This window comes from Streptomyces phaeochromogenes (genome assembly GCF_001418655.1).
Taxonomy (GTDB): domain Bacteria; phylum Actinomycetota; class Actinomycetes; order Streptomycetales; family Streptomycetaceae; genus Streptomyces; species Streptomyces phaeochromogenes.
Window position 1 is genome coordinate 25,822 of the sequence record NZ_LIQZ01000281.1, and the last position, 16,513, is coordinate 42,334.

Genomic DNA, 16,513 nt, shown 5'->3' on the forward strand with positions numbered 1-16,513 from the left:
CGACCCAATACAGACTATTTCGGACACGCCGCCCGGTCGTCCGCGCAGCAGACCCTATGCCGGGTGTCGCGCATTATCGCCCTACTTGCCGCGAATCAGCACCGGTACAGTTTACGTTGTACAACCCGGCATGCCTCGTCGGGGTGTCCTGCACATCACAACAAGACACCGATTGGCGTCAAGATTCCCAAGGACGCCCAGAGTTGGCGTTTCCTTTGCAGACGCAGGGCCCCGCCGGAACGTTCCGACGGGGCCCTGAGCGATTCGGGCTACTTGCCCGTGAACTTCTCGTACTCCTTGATGACCTCGTCGGTCGGGCCGTCCAGGCGCAGCTCGCCGCGCTCCAGCCACAGGACGCGGTCGCACGTGTCACGGATGGACTTGTTGTTGTGGCTGACGAGGAAGACCGTGCCCGCGCTCTTGCGCAGCTCGCGGATGCGGGCCTCGGAGCGCTTCTGGAAGGAGCGGTCGCCGGTCGCCAGGGCCTCGTCGATCATCAGGACGTCGTGGTCCTTGGCCGCCGCGATGGAGAAACGCAGCCGGGCGGCCATGCCGGAGGAGTAGGTGCGCATGGGCAGGGTGATGAAGTCGCCCTTCTCGTTGATGCCGGAGAAGTCGACGATGTCCTGGTAGCGCTCCCGGACCTGTTCGCGGGACATCCCCATGGCGAGCCCGCCGAGGATGACGTTCCGCTCGCCCGTGAGGTCGTTCATCAGGGCCGCGTTGACGCCGAGGAGCGAGGGCTGGCCGTCGGTGTAGACGTGCCCCTTCTCGGCGGGGAGCAGCCCCGCGATGGCCCGCAGCAGGGTGGACTTGCCGGAGCCGTTGGAGCCGATCAGGCCGATGGCCTCGCCCCGGTAGGCCTTGAAGGAGACACCGCGGACGGCGTGCACCTTGCGGACGCCACGGTCCTCGCCGCGCTTGATTATGCGGCTGAGTGCCGCGGTGGCGCTGCCCTTGCCGGTCTTGGCGCCGTTGACCCGGTAGACGATGTGCAACTCGTCCGCGATGACGGTGGGGATCTGGCCCACGGTGTTTTCCTCAGCCACGGCCGTAGCGCTCCTCAGCCTTCCAGAAGTACACGAATCCGCCGACGGCGACGAGGAGGGCCCAGCCGGCCGAGACCGCCCACACGTGCGGGGGCAGGTTCTCGGAACCGTAACCGTCGATCAGCGCGAAGCGCATCAGGTCCATGTAGATGGCGGCCGGGTTCCACTGGAGGATGTCGGCGATCCAGGCGGGGTGCTTCTCCAGCATCACGGGGATCGAGAACATCACGCCGGACGCGTACATCCACGTACGCATCACGAACGGCATGAGCTGCGCGAGGTCCGGGGTCTTGGCGCCCATCCGGGCCATGATCATCGCGAGGCCGGTGTTGAAGAGGAACTGCAGGGCGAGCACCGGGACGATCAGGAGCCAGGACAGGCCCGGGTAGCTGCCGAAGCCGACCGCCACGACGAACAGCACGATCATCGAGAAGAGCAGCTGCTGGAGCTGCTGCAGCGAGAACGAGATCGGCAGCGCGGCGCGCGGGAAGTGCAGCGCCCTGACCAGACCGAGGTTCCCGGAGATCGCGCGGACGCCCGCCATCACCGAGCTCTGGGTGAAGGTGAAGACGAACACACCCGTCACCAGGAACGGGATGTAGACCTCCTGGGGCATGCCGCGGTCGGCACCCAGGATCAGTCCGAAGATCAGGAAGTACACGGCTGCGTTCAGCAGCGGTGTGGCCACCTGCCAGAGCTGGCCGAGCTTGGCCTGGCTGTACTGGGCGGTCAGCTTCGCCTGCGAGAAGGCAAGGATGAAGTGACGCCGTCCCCAGAGCTGGCGGACGTACTCGACGAGTCCGGGCCGGGCGCCGCTGACGGCAAGCCCGTACTTGGCGGCGAGGTCCGCCGCGGAGAGCCCTTCATCGGGCGACGGAGGGGCGCTCACCGCGACACCGCCGTCATGCGTTGTCTCACTCACAAGTGGAAACTTTCGTCCTCAAGATAAGCAGCCTGGTCGGGCGTAGGCCAAAGCCAGGGACCGGGGTACGGCCCGAATGCTCTCAGATTTCGAGCTTGTCAGATGACGGGTGGCCGGCCCAGTCTGGTCAGGCGCCATACCGTACGCCACTTCATGGGGCGCCGGGGCCCGCACGGACTGGTCCAGCCCTCCTTGAAACCACCGAACCAGGCTCTCAGCGCGGGGCGGGAGGGGCGTCGGGCGAGGGTCAGCAGCATCCACACGCCCAGGTACACCGGAACCAAAGGCGCGGGCAGATTGCGACGGGCCAGCCAGACACGGTTGCGGGCGACCATCCGGTGGTAGATCGCGTGCCGCGAGGGGGCGGTCGTGGGGTGGTACAGCACCATGTCCGAGCGGTAGTCGATCATCCAGCCCGCGTCGAGGGCACGCCAGGCGAGGTCGGTCTCCTCGTGGGCGTAGAAGAACTCGTCGGGCAGTCCGCCGACCTGGCCGAGCACCTTCGTACGGACGGCGTTGGCGCCGCCGAGGAAGGTGGTGACGCGTGAGTTGCGCATCGGGTCGGAGGCGCGCAGCCGGGGCACGTGGCGGCGCTGGGTGACCCCGGTCTCGGGGTCGGCGATGCGGAAGCTGATGATGCCGAGCTCCGGGTCGGCACCGAAGGCCTGCCTGCAGAGCTCCGCGGTGTCGTGGTTCGCCAGGAGGCCGTCGTCGTCCAGGAAGAGAAGGACGTCCACGTCGGTGCCGCCGGGGCCGAACTCCTCGATGCCGACGTTGCGTCCGCCGGGGATGCCGAGGTTCTCGGGCAGCTCGACCGTCCGTACGCCCGCGGGGACGTCCGGGACGGGCGAGCCGTTGCCGACCACGACCACCTCGACCGGGTCGCCGTCCTGCTTGGCGACCGAGTCGAGGAGGGCACGGAGTTCGTCGGGGCGGTTGCCCATGGTGATGATCACCGCGCCGACCTTCATGGCCGTACTCACTTCAGCCTGCTCGAAGCGAGGATGGACACCAGGTGCAGCACGGTCTGCAGCATCGCGATGCCGGCCAGGACCGCGACGCCGAGCCGCGAGAAGAACAGGTCGTCCCTGACCGTGTCCAGGACCGCGAGGACCAGGATCAGCAGGGAGGCCTCGATGCCGAGGACGAGCCGGTGGAACTTGAGCGCCCCGGCGGCCCGGCGGGCCAGCGCCATGCCGGAGGAGCGCGGCTCGGACGCCGACTCCTGGACCGGCTCCTTGCCGGTCTGGTGCCGGGCGACACCGACGAGGTCGGTCTCGGACTTGATCAGGACGGCGCCGAGGGCGGCCAGGGTGCCGAGGAACGCCCACAGCCAGTCGATCCGTCCGGTGCCCCAGGGGTCCGCGGCACGCAGGCCGAAGCCGACCAGGACCGCGGCGTCGCACAGGTAGGCGGCGACACGGTCGACGTACACCCCGGTCATCGAGTACTGCTTGCGCCAGCGGGCGATCTCGCCGTCGACGCAGTCGAACAGCAGGTACAGCTGGACCATCAGTACGCCCAGCAGGGCGCCCGGGATGCCCGGCACCAGCAGGGCCGGGGCGGCGAGCACGCCGAAGACGGTCATCACGTAGGTCAGCTGGTTGGGCGTGACCCGGGTGTTCACCAGGTGCCGGTCGATGCGCAGCGAGATCTCGCGCATGTAGAGCCGGCCTCCCCAGTGCTCGCCGCTCCGCCGGTCCTTCACACCCGGAGGGTGAACGACCGGGCGGAGCTCAGCTACCGATGGCTTTTGCATAGTCGGCGTATGCGTCCCTGATCTGGTCGGTGGACAGGTCGAGGTGTTCGAGGATCGTGTAGCGGCCCGGCCGGGTCGACGGAGCGAACTCCACGACCTGGACGAACTCCTCCACGGTGAAGCCGATCTCCTCCGGGAGCACGGGGAGGCCGTGACGGTGGAGAACCTCCGTCATGTGCCCGGCCGTCTCGTGGTCGCCGCGCAGGAACGTGGCGAACGCTCCGCCGAGGCCGCACTGCTCGCCGTGGAGGGCGCTGCGCTTGGGGAAACTGAGATCGAAGGCGTGGCTGATCTCGTGGCAGGCGCCGGATGCCGGGCGGCTGTCACCGGCCACCGACATCGAGATGCCGCACAGGACCAGCGCCTCGGAGAGCGTCGTCAGGAATGCGTCGTCGCCGACACCTCCCGGGTGGCGCAGCACCGCTTCCGCGGCCTGACGGGCCATGGCGGCGGCCAGGCCGTCGACCTGCTCGCCGTTCTCCCGGTGCGACAGCTCCCAGTCGGCAACGGCGGAGATCTTGCAGATCACATCGCCGATACCGGCCCGTACGAATCGCACCGGAGCCTCGCGGATGACATCGAGGTCGATGACGATGGCGATCGGGTTGGGCACACCGTACGAGCCGCGGCCCGCGTCGTTGTCGAGCGTGGCGACCGGGGAGCAAAGACCGTCGTTCGCGAGGTTCGTGGCCACCGCGACGAGCGGCAGGCCAACGCGTGCGGCGGCGTACTTCGCGCAGTCGATGACCTTGCCGCCACCGAGGCCGACGACGGCGTCGTAACGGCCGGCCTTCTTGATCGAGTCGGCGAGACGGACCGCTCCGTCGATGGTGCCGTCGGCGTCGCAGAACCAGTCCGCCTCGGGGAACGCCGGGGCGAACCGCTCACGCAGGACCTTGCCGGAGCCGCCGCTGATGGCGAAGGCCAAGCGGCCGGAGGGCGCGATGCGCTGGTCGGACAGGATCGTCGCCAGATCGTCGAGCGCCCCCGGCCGAATGTCGACGACGACCGGCGAGGGGATGAGCCTCGTCAGTACTGGCACGCGATCACGCGTCCCTTGGCGAGGTCTTCGTGGTTGTCGATCTCGACCCACTTGACGTCGCCGATGGGGGCCACGTCGATACGGAAGCCGCGGTTCACGAGCTCCTGGTAGCCGTGCTCGTAGAACTGCTGCGGGTCGGTCTCGAAGACCGTCTTCAGCGCGTCGGCCAGCTCGTCGGCCGCGTCGCCCTCGATGAGGGTGACGCCGATGTACTCACCGGTCGCCTCGGCCGGGTCCATCAGCTTGGTGATCTTGGTCATGCCGCCCTCGGGGCCGACGACGACCTTCATCTCCTCGTCGGCGAGGGACTTCACCGTGTCGAGGGCGAGGATGATCTTCTTGCCGTCGCCGCGGGCGGCGAGCAGGGTCTTCTCGACGGAGACCGGGTGCACGGTGTCGCCGTTGGCGAGGATCACCGAGTGCTTGATGGCGTCACGGCCGCACCACAGGGAGTAGGCGTTGTTCCACTCCTCGGCCTTGTCGTTGTCGATCAGAGTGATCTTGACGCCGTACTTCTGCTCCAGCGCCTCGCGACGCTCGTAGACGGCTTCCTTGCGGTAACCGACGATGATCGCGACCTCGGTCAGGCCGATCTCGGCGAAGTTGCCGAGCGTGAGGTCGAGCACGGTGATGCTGTCCTCGTTGCCCTCGGGTCCCACCGGCACCAGTGCCTTGGGCAGGGTGTCGGTGTAGGGGCGCAGACGCCGTCCGGCGCCGGCAGCCAGCACGAGGCCGATCATGCGGGTTCTCCTTCATCGTGTACGGCGGGTGCGCCGACTTTGTGGGCGGTCACCCAGAAGCGGATGCTCTCGACGAGCACCACGAGCGCCACGGCCACGGCGAGAGCCGTGAGCGCGACCTTGAAATCTGTGGCGGTGAGCAGCGCGGCCAGGACGGTGACCAGCAGCGTCCTGCCTTCGTGCCCGCCGATCGCCCGCACCAGCCAGTGCGGCGGCGCGCCGGCGTTGCCGCGGATGCGGTACACCGTGTCGTAGTGATGGTAGGCGACGGCCGCCACCAGCCCGAAAGCCGCGGGAAGGGCTCCGTTCACATCGGCTTTGGCCGCCAGTACCAGAACGGTCCCGTATTCGGCCGCCCGGTAGAACGGCGGAACCAGCCAGTCCAGGGCGCCCTTCAGGGGCCGCTGGAGGGCCACGGGCGACAGCAGGACGTACACACCGGCCCCCAGGACGGGCCACCAACTCCCGTACGGGGAAAGCCAGGAGGCGCCCACGACGAGTGCACCGGCGACCAGGGCGACGGCGGCCGGGCCGCTGAGGCGCACACCGCGCGTCAGGCGGGCCAGGAACTCGGCGAGCGGACCGGAGTCGGTGAGGTCGGCCAGTGCCTGGGCGGCGCGGTCGGTGCGCTGCGCCTTGCGGGTCAGGGACCTGAGCACCCGGCCCGCGGTCGTGTAGGTCGCGGCGAAGGCGCAGCCGATCAGCAGCACGTAGAAGGTGATGCGGGGCGTCGTGACCGCCGTGAGGACGGCGATCATCGCCCAGCGCTCGCCGATGGGCAGCACGATCATGCGGCGCAGCCAGACCGTCCAGCCGACGCTGTCGAGCCTGCCCGAAAGGGCCGCGGTGGGGCTGGTGTTGGCGGTGGCGTCGTGGTTCGCCTCGTTGAAGGAGAAGTCGACGACGTGCCGGCAGGTCTGCAGGACCATCGCGCCGAGGGCGAGGGCCCATACATCGTCACTGCCGCCGCGGGCCGCACCGAGGGCGAGGCCCGCGTAGTAGGCGTACTCCTTGGCGCGGTCGAAGGTCGCGTCGAGCCAGGCGCCGAGCGTGGAGTACTGCAGGGAGTAGCGGGCGAGCTGGCCGTCCGTGCAGTCGAGGACGAAGGAGAAGAGGAGCAGCAGTCCGGCGGCGACGTAGCCGGCGCGGGTGCCGGTCGCCGCGCAGCCCGCCGCGATCAGCGCGGTGATCAGCGAGGCCGTGGTGACCTGGTTCGGCGTGAAGCCGCGGCGGGCGCACCAGCGGGCGAGGTAGCGGGAGTACGGGCTGATGCAGTACGTCGTGAAGAAGCCGTCGCGGGACTTCACGGCCGTACGCAGCCGGATCGCCTCGTCGTCCACGACGGTGACGGCCTGCCGGGCCTCGTTGCGGGACTGCGGGTCCCTCGGCACCTCGGCGACGAGTTCGCCCAGCTCGGGGCGGTGCAGGTCGGTGTCGAGGACCTCCGCGATCCGCTCGGCGAGGATGCCGACCACCACCGAGCCGTTCGAGGCGTCGTCGGAGGCGGTGCGCAGCGCGCGGGTCAGCGCCGGACGGGCCGCGGGCCGGGCGGTGACGGCACCGGGGATCGCGGCGGCGTCGAAGCGCGGGTCGGTCAGGCCGAGCCGCAGCGCGTGGACGTGCCCCACGAAGCGGGCGTCGACGACGGCGACCCGCTGGTCGGCGGGGACGGCGGCGAGGAGTGTCTCGGCGTCGGCCGCGTCAGTGGCGACCCGTACGTCGAAGCCGAGCGACCGCAGATCGCTGTCGAGCGACGACCCGGGGACCGGCTGACCGGTGAGGATGGCGGTCGACAGACGAACTCACTCCTCTGGGTTCCGGCGTACGCCGACGCCGGGCATGTGCGTGGTGGGGGGCGCCCCAGGCCAGGAACGGCCGGGCAGCGTGTCGGCAGAGGCTATCGGATGATGGGAACGGACCGTTCACCGGCCGTTCACGGCCCGATCAACAGGGTCTGCTGTGCCGCGTCCGCCGCGATCATCATCGGGGATCCGGGCCCCGGCCCACAAACCACGGCTGATTCCACCGCAATTCACGGCATAGCTCCCGTCACGGTTCTTGTGGCCCCTTGCCCCTCCTCATGCCCACTCACCGATCCGGGCGCGCGGGACCGGCATAGGGTTGGCGTCCATGACATGGCTGATCACAGGCGGAGCTGGATACATCGGGGCACACGTGGTGCGTGCCATGACCGGGGCCGGGGAGCGCGTGATCGCGCTGGACGACCTCTCGGCCGGCGTCCCCGCGCGGCTGCCCGACGACATTCCTCTGGTCCAGGGCTCCTCCCTGGACGGGGAACTGCTGAAGCGGGTGTTCGCCGAGCACGCGGTGACGGGTGTGGTGCACCTGGCCGCGCGCAAGCAGGTCGGCGAATCGGTGGCCCAGCCCACGCGCTACTACCAGGAGAACGTCGGAGGACTCGCCACGCTCCTGGAGGCGGTCGCCGGGGCGGGCGTCGAGCGCTTCCTCTTCTCCTCCTCCGCCGCCGTCTACGGCAACCCGGATGTGGATCTCATCACGGAGGACACCCCCTGCGTCCCGGTGAACCCCTACGGCGAGACGAAGCTCGCCGGTGAGTGGCTGGTCCGGGCGGCGGGCCGCGCGCACGGCATCGCGACGGTCTGCCTGCGCTACTTCAACGTGGCGGGCGCGGCCACGCCCGAGCTCGCGGACACCGGCGTCTTCAACGTGGTCCCGATGGTCTTCGACCGACTCACCCGCGACGAGGCCCCGCGGATCTTCGGCGACGACTATCCGACGCCGGACGGCACCTGCGTACGCGACTACATCCACGTCGCCGACCTCGCCGAGGCACATCTCGCGGCGGCCCGGCGGCTGACCTCGGCGGGCGCCGGGAGCGAGACGGGCGACCTGACGGTCAACATCGGCCGCGGCGAGGGGGTTTCGGTGCGCGAGCTCGTGACGCTCATCGGCGAGGTCACCGGTGACGGCCGTCCGGCACTCGTCGAGCCGCGCCGGGCGGGCGACGCCCCGCGCGCTGTCGCCTCGGCCGCGCTGGCCGCCGAGAAGCTGGAATGGACCGCGCGCCGCGGGGTGCGCGAGATGGTCGAGTCGGCCTGGGAGGGCTGGCAGCTGCACCACGCGGGATGACCCGCGGAGGCCCACGGGACCACCCGGCGCCCGCTCTGACCTGCGGACCGTTTCCGCAGGTCAGAGCATATGACAACGGTGTTCAGTACCGCGTTGCGTATACCCCCCACCCGTAGTTCACTGGAGATCGCCGACAGGGCGTCGGGGCGATTTCGGAGGGTGGTTTTCATGGGGGCCGGTCACAGTCACGGGCATGCGCACGGCGCCGACGGCGGGGGTGGGGGCACGGCGGCAGCGGCATACCGCGGGAGGCTGCGTGTCGCGCTGTGGATCACGCTCACCGTCATGGTGGTCGAGATCGTGGGCGGGATCGTCGCGAACTCGCTCGCGCTCGTCGCGGACGCGGCGCACATGGCGACGGACGCGCTCGGCCTCGCCATGGCGCTGCTCGCGATCCACTTCGCGAACCGCCCGCCGAGCGGGAACCGCACCTTCGGCTACGCCCGCGCCGAGATCCTCGCCGCGCTCGCGAACTGTCTGCTGCTGCTCGGGGTGGGCGGGTACGTCCTGTACGAGGCGATACAGCGCTTCGTGACCCCGACGGAGACCGAGGGCGGGCTGACCGCGGTGTTCGGCCTGATCGGTCTGGTCGCGAACATGATCTCGCTGTCGCTGCTCATGCGCGGGCAGAAAGAGAGCCTGAACGTACGCGGTGCGTTCCTGGAGGTCGCCGCGGACGCGCTGGGCTCGCTGGCGGTGCTGGTCTCCGCCGTCCTGGTCCTGACCACGGGCTGGCAGGCCGCCGACCCGGTCGCCTCGATCGTCATCGGCCTGATGATCGTTCCTCGTACGTGGAAGCTGCTGCGGGAGACGCTGAACGTGCTCCTGGAGGCAGCGCCCGAGGACGTCGACATGGCCGCGGTGCGCTCGCACATCCGTGCGCTGCCGGGTGTGGAGGACGTCCACGATCTGCATGCCTGGACGATCACCTCGGGGCTGCCGGTGCTCTCCGCTCACGTGGTCGTCGGAGCCGAGGCCCTCGACACCATCGGCCACGAGAAGATGCTGCACGAGCTGCGGACGTGCCTCGGCGAGCACTTCGACGTGGAGCACTGCACCTTCCAGCTGGAGCCCGACGGGCACGCGGCTCACGAGCTGCGCGTCTGCCACTGAGCTGCGGATACGGATGGGGCGTACGTCCGGTGACGGAGGCGACACGCGTGTGTGAGGGTGGTCGGGGTGCACGGCGTACCGACTTCGGGTTACGGCATCCGGCCCGGATTCCGGGTGCCGGAGGCAGCGGTCGCGGCACGTGACCGGACGGTTCCGCCCCGGTGGCGGCGGGCACGATCAGGTGTCCGGCCGCTTTCGGCGTCCGACCGGCGCCGGCCGCGATGCCCGGTTCGGCCGAGGGGCGGAACCGGACATGCGGGACTCCGCGTGATGCCGGGAGTGCCGGTTTCGTACGGCAGACTTGGGGCTTGAAGACCGATGCGAAGGATGGGTATGCCGATCACACCTGCCACCGCGACGCACAGTTCGTCGAACGGCACCGCCGAAGCCATCTTGCTCGAACTGGTAGACGAGGACGGCACCACGATCGGCACGGCGGAGAAGCTCACGGCCCATCAGCCGCCCGGGCAGCTGCACCGGGCGTTCTCCGTCTTCCTCTTCGACGAACGGGGCCGGCTGCTGCTCCAGCAGCGGGCTCTCGGCAAGTACCACTCCCCCGGTGTCTGGTCCAACACGTGCTGCGGTCACCCGTATCCCGGCGAGGCGCCCTTCGCGGCTGCCGCGCGGCGGACGTACGAGGAGCTGGGGGTCTCGCCGTCGCTGCTCGCCGAGGCGGGGACCGTGCGGTACAACCACCCCGATCCGGAGTCCGGGCTGGTGGAGCAGGAGTTCAATCACCTTTTCGTGGGGATGGTGCAGTCCGCTGTGCGGCCGGATCCGGAGGAGGTGGGTTCCACGGCGTTCGTGACCGCGGGGGAGCTTGTGGAGCGGCATGCGGCGGATCCGTTCTCCGCGTGGTTCATGACTGTGCTGGATTCGGCTCGGCCGGCGATTCGGGAGTTGACCGGCGCCGCTGCGGGTTGGTGACCGTCCGTATCTGAAGTGGCTGCGGCACCGTTGCGGCTGGTTGCGCCCACGCGGCGGAGTCGCAGGATGACACAGCCCCGCGCCCCTATAAAGGGGGCGCGGCAGGCCGTCCCCCGTGCCCTCTCACATGGCTCGTACAGGTGTGAGTGGGAGCGCTGACCAGATCACCTTGCCCCCCGTCGCCGTGTGTTCCACGTCGCAGACGCCTCCCGCCTCCCTTGTGACCTCGCGGACCAGGAGGAGGCCTCGGCCGCCGGTCTGGCCGTGGTCGGCCTCCAGGGCGGTCGGGCGGTAGGGGTGGTTGTCCTCGACGGAGACGCGCACCCACTCGGCGCCTACGGCGATCTCCACGGCGAGCACCGGGGAGAGCAGTGCCGCGTGCCGGACCGCGTTGGTGACCAGCTCCGAGACGATCAGCAGGAGCCCCTGGATCAGATCGTCCGAGACGGGTACGCCCTGGCGGGCCAGCAGGTCACGGACGGCGTGCCGCGCCTGCGGTACCGAGGAGTCGACGGCCGGAGCGGTGAAGCGCCAGACCCCCTCGTACGGCAGCGGGCCCGGCGGTCTGACGTCGGGAGGCAACTCCCCGCCGCCTTCGGGGCGTGGGCCGGACCCCCGCCCCTGGTCGTCCATCGTCCGGTCGCCACCCTTGCGCTCGATTGTCACCACACGTCGAGTGTTGGTAACGCGCTGGTCCGTACCGGATAACTGAACAGAAGTCAGCGAGTATCGGCGATTTCTGATCACCGATGCGTGACACCGTCACCTGTGGGACCGGTCCTGTCCGCCTTGTGCCGAATCCGGAACTCTTCGGGTTGTACGGGTTTGCTCCGCGACCACATCACGATGCGCCGCCCGCCGTATCCGCCCCCCGTATCCGCCCGCCATATCCGGTCGTCACGAGCCCGAGGTCCGCTTGATCGAGCGTTCGACGAGGGCGGATAGCATCCCGCGTATGGAGCCGCAGCTGCTGCACAGCGTCGCCGACGGGGTCGCCACCGTCGTCATCCACCATCCGGCGAAGCGCAATGCCATGACGGCGGACATGTGGCGGGTGCTGCCGCCCCTGCTCGACACTCTGGCCGCCGACCCCGCCGTACGCGTGCTCGTGCTGACCGGTGAGGGCGGGACGTTCTGTGCCGGGGCCGACATCTCCTCGCTGCGGGGTTCGTCGGGCGAGGCACAGGGGCTGGCCGTACGGGCCGAAGAGGCGCTCGCCGCGTTCGCCAAGCCGACGCTCGCCGCCGTACGCGGCTACTGCGTGGGCGGTGGGTGTCAGCTCGCGGCGGCGTGCGATCTACGGTTCGCGGACGAGGAGGCGTCGTTCGGGATCACTCCGGCGAAGCTGGGAATCGTCTACGCGGCCTCCTCCACCCGGCGGTTGGTGTCCCTCGTGGGGCCCGCCACCGCCAAGTACCTGTTGTTCTCGGGTGAGTTGATCGACGCGGAGCGTGCGCTGCGCACCGGGCTGGTGGACGAGGTCTTGCCGGGCGGCGAACTCGACAAGCGGGTCGCGGAGTTCAGCCGGATCCTCGTCTCGCGTTCGCAGTTGACGCAGGCCGCGGCGAAGGAGTTCGCCGACGGGCGGACGGACCGGGACGACTACTGGGCGCGGCAGGCGCGCGACGGCGGCGACACCGCGGAGGGGGTCGCCGCCTTCCTGGAGCGCCGGCCGCCCGACTTCACCTGGACCACGCCCGCGTCCGGGCCCACCTCTACGCCACGTTGAAGCGGCTGTCCGAACGGAACCGCTCGACCAGGTGGGCCGGGGCCTTCTGCGGTGAGCCCGCGTCGTAGGGCGGCTGCGGGTCGTACTCCGTCAACAGCTGCACCGCCTGGGCCTGTTCGTCGCCCGCGATCCTGCCGAGCAGCGTGAGCCCCATGTCGATGCCGGACGAGACTCCGGCCGCCGTGACGTACTTGCCGTCGGTCACGACCCGCTCCCCGGTCGGCTCCGCGCCGAAGTTCTTCAGGTGGTCGAGGGCCAGCCAGTGCGAGGTCGCGCGGCGGCCCTCCAGGAGCCCCGCCGCCGCGAGCAGCAGTGACCCCGTGCACACGGAGGTCGTCCAGGTGCTCGTGGCGTCCGCCGCGCGCAGCCAGTCGAGCAGCACCTCGTTGTCCATCTGCGGGGTCTGGCCGGGGCCGCCGGGGACCACGACGATGTCCGGGGTCGGGACCTCGGCGAGGGTCTTGTCCGCGGTGACGGCCAGGTTGCCGGTGTCCGTGCGGACGGGGCCCGTTTGCTCGGCGACGAAGACCGTTTCTGAGCCCGGAAGGCGGCCCAGGGTTTCGTAGGGGCCCACTGCGTCGAGGGCTGTGAAGCGGTCGAAGAGGACGATGGCGATTTGCATGGGTGCCTTTCCGTTGAGGGGCGGGGCGGTCGTGGGCCGGCGCCTGATCACGAGGTCCGTGTCGTGTGAAAACGGCGGCGGTACTCCGCCGGAGGTGCGCCCAGGGTCCTGATGAAGGCCCGTCGCATCGCCTCCGGAGTGCCGTAGCCGCTTGCCCGGGCGATCTGTTCGATGCCGTCCGTGGTGTCCTCCAGGAGACGGCGGGCGTGTTCGAGGCGGACGGTGTCGACGTAGCGGCCGGGGGTCATGCCCGTCTCGGACTGGAAGGCGCGGGCGAAGTGGCGGGGCGACAGGCGGGCGCGGGCCGCGAGCGACTCGACGCACAGGTCGTCGCCGGGGTGCTCGGTGATCCAGTGCTGGACCTCGCGGAGCGGTTCGCGGCGGGCCGTCTGCGCGGAGAGCTGGGCGCTGAACTGGGCCTGGTTCCCCGGTCGCCGGAGGAAGACGACGAGGTACCGGGCGACGCTCAGCGCGGCGTCCCGGCCGAGGTCCTCCTCGACCAGCGCGAGGGCGAGGTCGATCCCGGCGGTGACACCGGCAGAGGTGGCCACATGGCCGTCGCGTACGTAGATGGGGTCCGGGTCGACCTCGATGGCCGGGTGGTCACGGGCGAGCCGGTCGCAGTACGCCCAGTGGGTCGTCACGCGGCGGCCGTCGAGGAGGCCCGCCTCGGCGAGCAGGATCGCGCCGGTGCAGACGGAGACCAGGCGGTCGGCGCGCGGGCCGTGCTCGCGCAGCCAGTCGATCACGCGCGGATCGGGGCCGCGCGTGCCCCGGCCTCCCGGTACGAGCAGGGTGTGCGGCGCCGGGGCCTCGGCCAGGGCGTGGTCCGGGACGAGGGTCAGGCCGCTGGAGGTGCGTACGGGGGCGCCGTCCAGGGAGGCGGTCCGGATGCGGTACGTCTCTCCGGGCTCGCCGGCGTGGGTGTCGGCGCCGGTGAAGACCTCGACGGGGCCCGTGACGTCCAGGCTCTGGACGCCGTCGAAGAGGACGACGAGGACGGTTCGGTACGCCATGGAGTCGATTCTTCGCGGGCGACGGGATGGCCGCAATGACGAACATCCCACCTTTCCTGCCATCGAGGTCCAGGTGGAGGGCCGGCCGCCCGAGCCGATCGTCGCCCCGCCATTCCGCACGTACCAACCAGTCGGTAACGTGCGAGGCATGACCACAGCCCTGCCGGAGCGTGCCGGACGCCGATGTCACAACGTCCTCAATCCCCTGCACTCGACCCACTACTTCTCGCCAGATCTCGCGGAGCAGCTGGCCGGGGTCGGTGTCACGGACCCCAGGGCCGCGTACTTCGCGGTGCGGGCCGCGGCCATGGGGCCGGTGGGCGCGGGCACGGTGACGGCGACGTTCTACAACTTCCGCCACGACCTGGTCGCGCGGCATGTGCCCGAGGTGTGGCAGACCGCCTCTCCGGAGGTGGTGCTCGCGGCACGCGCGCGTGCCGTGGACGCGACGCTGCGACGGCTGCTCGGGGACGAGATGCTCGCCTCCAAGGAGGTCGCCGAGGCGGCGGAGCTCGCGCTGCGCGCGGCCGAGGCGTGCACCCGTACCGCCCGCCCGCTGTACGCCGCGCACGCCGATCTGCCGGTCCCCGGTGAGCCGCACCTCGCCCTGTGGCACGCGGCCACGCTGCTGCGCGAGCACCGTGGCGACGGGCATCTCTCGGCGCTGCTCGACGCGGAACTCGACCCCCTGGAAGCGCTGGTGAGCCACACCGCGACCGGCAAGGGGATGGCCCCGAGGTGGGTCCTCGCCACGCGCGGCTGGGCCCGCGAGGACTGGGACGCGGCAGTGGACCGGCTCAAGGAGCGCGGACTGCTGAACGCCGAGGGCGAGTTGACGGACGCGGGCGTCGACCTGCGCAAGGAGATCGAGTCGCGGACGGACCGCCTCGACGCGGCTCCGTACGAGCATCTGGGCGCCCCGGGCGTCGAACGCCTCACCGAGCTGGCCACGGGGCTGCTCATGGCGGCGATGGCCGCGGGGGCGTTCCCGGAGGGCATGATCGGCAAGAACTGAGCACGGCGGGGCCGCGGCGGAGGGGCCGTCGTCGGCCACGCGCGCGTGGCTCGCGGGGGGCCGTACGGGCGGCGTGCGGGCGGCCATGATTCGGACTCCCGGTTCGAGGTACTCGTTCGTCCTCCGGCCGTACCGGCCGGGAGACGAAAGGGGAAACACGTGTTCCGTGCCATCGCAGATGTGCTGCGACAGATCGGTGGGGCCATCGCCACGGTTGTGACACTGCCGTTCCGGGCCGTGGCCCGGCTGTTCGGCGGCGCCTCACAGTCGACGCGGCGCGGCGGGCGGGCCCGCAGGGCCTGACCGCGGACCGCCACCGGAGCCGGACACGCCACAGGCGTGTCCGGCTCCCCGCGTGTTCTGTCGCCGCGTCGAGACCCTGTTCGCCGCCCTGATCCCCCGTTGTCGGTGTCACCTGCCACAATTGCCGCGCAACCTCAGTCAAGAAGGCGGTACGGGATCGTGACGACACCCCTCGTAGGGTCCATCGAAGGCAGGATCGCCGAGGAACTCGGCGTACGGGAGCGGCAGGTCAAGGCCGCCGTCGACTTGCTCGACGGCGGATCGACGGTGCCCTTCATCGCCCGCTACCGCAAGGAAGCGACCGAGATGCTCGACGACGCGCAGCTGCGCACGCTCGAGGAGCGGCTGCGCTATCTGCGGGAGCTGGAGGAGCGGTGCACGGCGATCCTCGACTCGGTGCGCGAGCAGGGCAAGCTCACCGACGAGCTGGAGGCGCAGATCCGTGGCGCCGAGACCAAGGCTCGGCTGGAGGACATCTACCTGCCGTTCAAGCCGAAGCGGCGCACGAAGGCTCAGATCGCCCGTGAGGCGGGCCTGGAGCCGCTGGCCGAGGGGCTGCTCGGCGACCCGTCCGTCGACCCGATCGCCGCGGCCACGGCCTTCGTGGACGCCGACAAGGGCGTGGCCGACCCGCAGGCCGCCCTGGACGGCGCCCGCGCGATCCTCACCGAGCGGTTCTCGGAGGACGCCGACCTGATCGGCGAGCTGCGCGAGCGCATGTGGGGACGGGGCCGGCTGGCTGCCAAGGTGAAGGACGGCAAGGAGGAGGCGGGCGCCAAGTTCGCCGACTACTTCGACTTCGNNATCGTCGCCCACCGTTTCGGGATCGCCGAGCGTGGCCGTCCCGCCGACAAGTGGCTGACGGACACGGTCCGTTGGGCCTGGCGCACCCGGCTGCTCGTGCACCTCGGCATCGACATGCGGATGCGGCTGCGGACGGCCGCCGAGGACGAGGCGGTCAACGTCTTCGCGGCGAACCTCCGCGACCTGCTGCTCGCCGCCCCGGCGGGCACGCGCGCGACGCTGGGCCTCGACCCGGGTTTCCGTACGGGTGTGAAGGTGGCCGTGGTCGACGCGACCGGCAAGGTCGTGGCGACGGACGTCATCTACCCGCACGTCCCGGCGAACAAGTGGGACGAGGCCATCGCCAAGCTCGCCCGCCTCG

The 16,513-nt window shown here is 70.4% G+C and carries 17 protein-coding genes and 1 pseudogene; 8 read left to right on the forward strand and 10 right to left on the reverse strand.

From position 1 onward, the window contains the following. Positions 1-269: 269 nt before the first annotated feature. The 7 genes from AOK17_RS32520 to AOK17_RS32550 form a co-directional block, all read right to left on the reverse strand. Positions 270-1,049: an ABC transporter ATP-binding protein gene (locus AOK17_RS32520; RefSeq protein ID WP_055616162.1), complete on the reverse strand. Its 780-nt coding sequence runs from the start codon at positions 1,047-1,049 to the stop codon at positions 270-272. After that, a complete protein-coding gene (locus tag AOK17_RS32525; RefSeq protein WP_055616163.1) occupies positions 1,042-1,971 on the reverse strand; it encodes an ABC transporter permease in 930 nt (309 codons plus the stop codon). The genes AOK17_RS32520 and AOK17_RS32525 overlap by 8 nt, the downstream gene beginning before the upstream one ends. Positions 1,972-2,069: 98 nt before the next feature. Then, positions 2,070-2,954 (reverse strand): glycosyltransferase family 2 protein, encoded by an 885-nt coding sequence (locus AOK17_RS32530; protein ID WP_055616164.1) that lies wholly within the window; start codon positions 2,952-2,954, stop codon positions 2,070-2,072. After that, positions 2,951-3,730 carry a CDP-alcohol phosphatidyltransferase family protein gene (locus AOK17_RS32535; RefSeq protein ID WP_206190872.1) on the reverse strand — a complete coding sequence of 260 codons (780 nt, stop codon included), beginning with the start codon at positions 3,728-3,730 and terminating at the stop codon, positions 2,951-2,953. Before AOK17_RS32535 ends, AOK17_RS32530 begins: the two co-directional genes overlap by 4 nt. Beyond that, positions 3,708-4,772 (reverse strand): iron-containing alcohol dehydrogenase family protein, encoded by a 1,065-nt coding sequence (locus AOK17_RS32540; RefSeq protein ID WP_055616166.1) that lies wholly within the window; start codon positions 4,770-4,772, stop codon positions 3,708-3,710. Before AOK17_RS32540 ends, AOK17_RS32535 begins: the two co-directional genes overlap by 23 nt. Beyond that, positions 4,760-5,512 (reverse strand): phosphocholine cytidylyltransferase family protein, encoded by a 753-nt coding sequence (locus AOK17_RS32545; protein ID WP_055616167.1) that lies wholly within the window; start codon positions 5,510-5,512, stop codon positions 4,760-4,762. The genes AOK17_RS32540 and AOK17_RS32545 overlap by 13 nt, the downstream gene beginning before the upstream one ends. After that, positions 5,509-7,308, reverse strand: coding sequence for a DUF5941 domain-containing protein (locus tag AOK17_RS32550; RefSeq protein WP_055616168.1), 1,800 nt, complete (start codon positions 7,306-7,308; stop codon positions 5,509-5,511). Before AOK17_RS32550 ends, AOK17_RS32545 begins: the two co-directional genes overlap by 4 nt. A gap of 334 nt (positions 7,309-7,642) precedes the next feature. On the opposite strand from AOK17_RS32550, the gene galE reads away from it, so the two are divergent. From galE to idi, 3 genes are all read left to right on the forward strand, one after another. Beyond that, entirely contained in the window at positions 7,643-8,623 is a 981-nt protein-coding gene (gene galE / locus AOK17_RS32555) for a UDP-glucose 4-epimerase GalE (RefSeq protein WP_055616169.1), read from the forward strand. Positions 8,624-8,791: 168 nt separating this feature from the next. Next, entirely contained in the window at positions 8,792-9,736 is a 945-nt protein-coding gene (locus AOK17_RS32560) for a cation diffusion facilitator family transporter (RefSeq protein WP_055616170.1), read from the forward strand. A gap of 333 nt (positions 9,737-10,069) precedes the next feature. After that, positions 10,070-10,663 carry an isopentenyl-diphosphate Delta-isomerase gene (idi, locus tag AOK17_RS32565; RefSeq protein WP_055616171.1) on the forward strand — a complete coding sequence of 198 codons (594 nt, stop codon included), beginning with the start codon at positions 10,070-10,072 and terminating at the stop codon, positions 10,661-10,663. A 123-nt stretch (positions 10,664-10,786) separates the two neighbouring features. Here idi and AOK17_RS32570 read toward each other — a convergent pair whose 3' ends face one another. Beyond that, positions 10,787-11,296, reverse strand: a complete 510-nt coding sequence (locus AOK17_RS32570; RefSeq protein WP_055616178.1) for an ATP-binding protein — start codon at positions 11,294-11,296, stop codon at positions 10,787-10,789. Between the two features lie 322 nt (positions 11,297-11,618). On the opposite strand from AOK17_RS32570, the gene AOK17_RS32575 reads away from it, so the two are divergent. Beyond that, positions 11,619-12,392 (forward strand): enoyl-CoA hydratase/isomerase family protein, encoded by a 774-nt coding sequence (locus AOK17_RS32575; protein WP_055616172.1) that lies wholly within the window; start codon positions 11,619-11,621, stop codon positions 12,390-12,392. Here the strand turns inward: AOK17_RS32575 and AOK17_RS32580 are convergent. Both AOK17_RS32580 and AOK17_RS32585 read right to left on the reverse strand, forming a co-directional pair. Further along, a complete protein-coding gene (locus tag AOK17_RS32580; protein WP_055616173.1) occupies positions 12,379-13,014 on the reverse strand; it encodes a DJ-1/PfpI family protein in 636 nt (211 codons plus the stop codon). The two genes, AOK17_RS32575 and AOK17_RS32580, sit on opposite strands and share 14 nt — an antisense overlap. A 47-nt stretch (positions 13,015-13,061) precedes the next feature. Beyond that, positions 13,062-14,030, reverse strand: coding sequence for a GlxA family transcriptional regulator (locus tag AOK17_RS32585; RefSeq protein ID WP_055616174.1), 969 nt, complete (start codon positions 14,028-14,030; stop codon positions 13,062-13,064). Between the two features lie 148 nt (positions 14,031-14,178). On the opposite strand from AOK17_RS32585, the gene AOK17_RS32590 reads away from it, so the two are divergent. The 4 genes and pseudogenes from AOK17_RS32590 to AOK17_RS52680 form a co-directional block, all read left to right on the forward strand. Next, a complete protein-coding gene (locus tag AOK17_RS32590) occupies positions 14,179-15,045 on the forward strand; it encodes an SCO6745 family protein (protein WP_055616175.1) in 867 nt (288 codons plus the stop codon). A gap of 159 nt (positions 15,046-15,204) precedes the next feature. Beyond that, entirely contained in the window at positions 15,205-15,348 is a 144-nt protein-coding gene (locus AOK17_RS51375; RefSeq protein ID WP_169801966.1) for an LPFR motif small protein, read from the forward strand. A gap of 159 nt (positions 15,349-15,507) precedes the next feature. Further along, positions 15,508-16,150, forward strand: a 643-nt coding sequence (locus AOK17_RS52675; RefSeq protein WP_281198656.1) for a Tex-like N-terminal domain-containing protein, incomplete at its 3' end; no start/stop codon positions are given. Between the two features lie 2 nt (positions 16,151-16,152). Continuing rightward, positions 16,153-16,513, forward strand: a pseudogene (locus tag AOK17_RS52680) (RNA-binding transcriptional accessory protein); the annotation flags it as partial.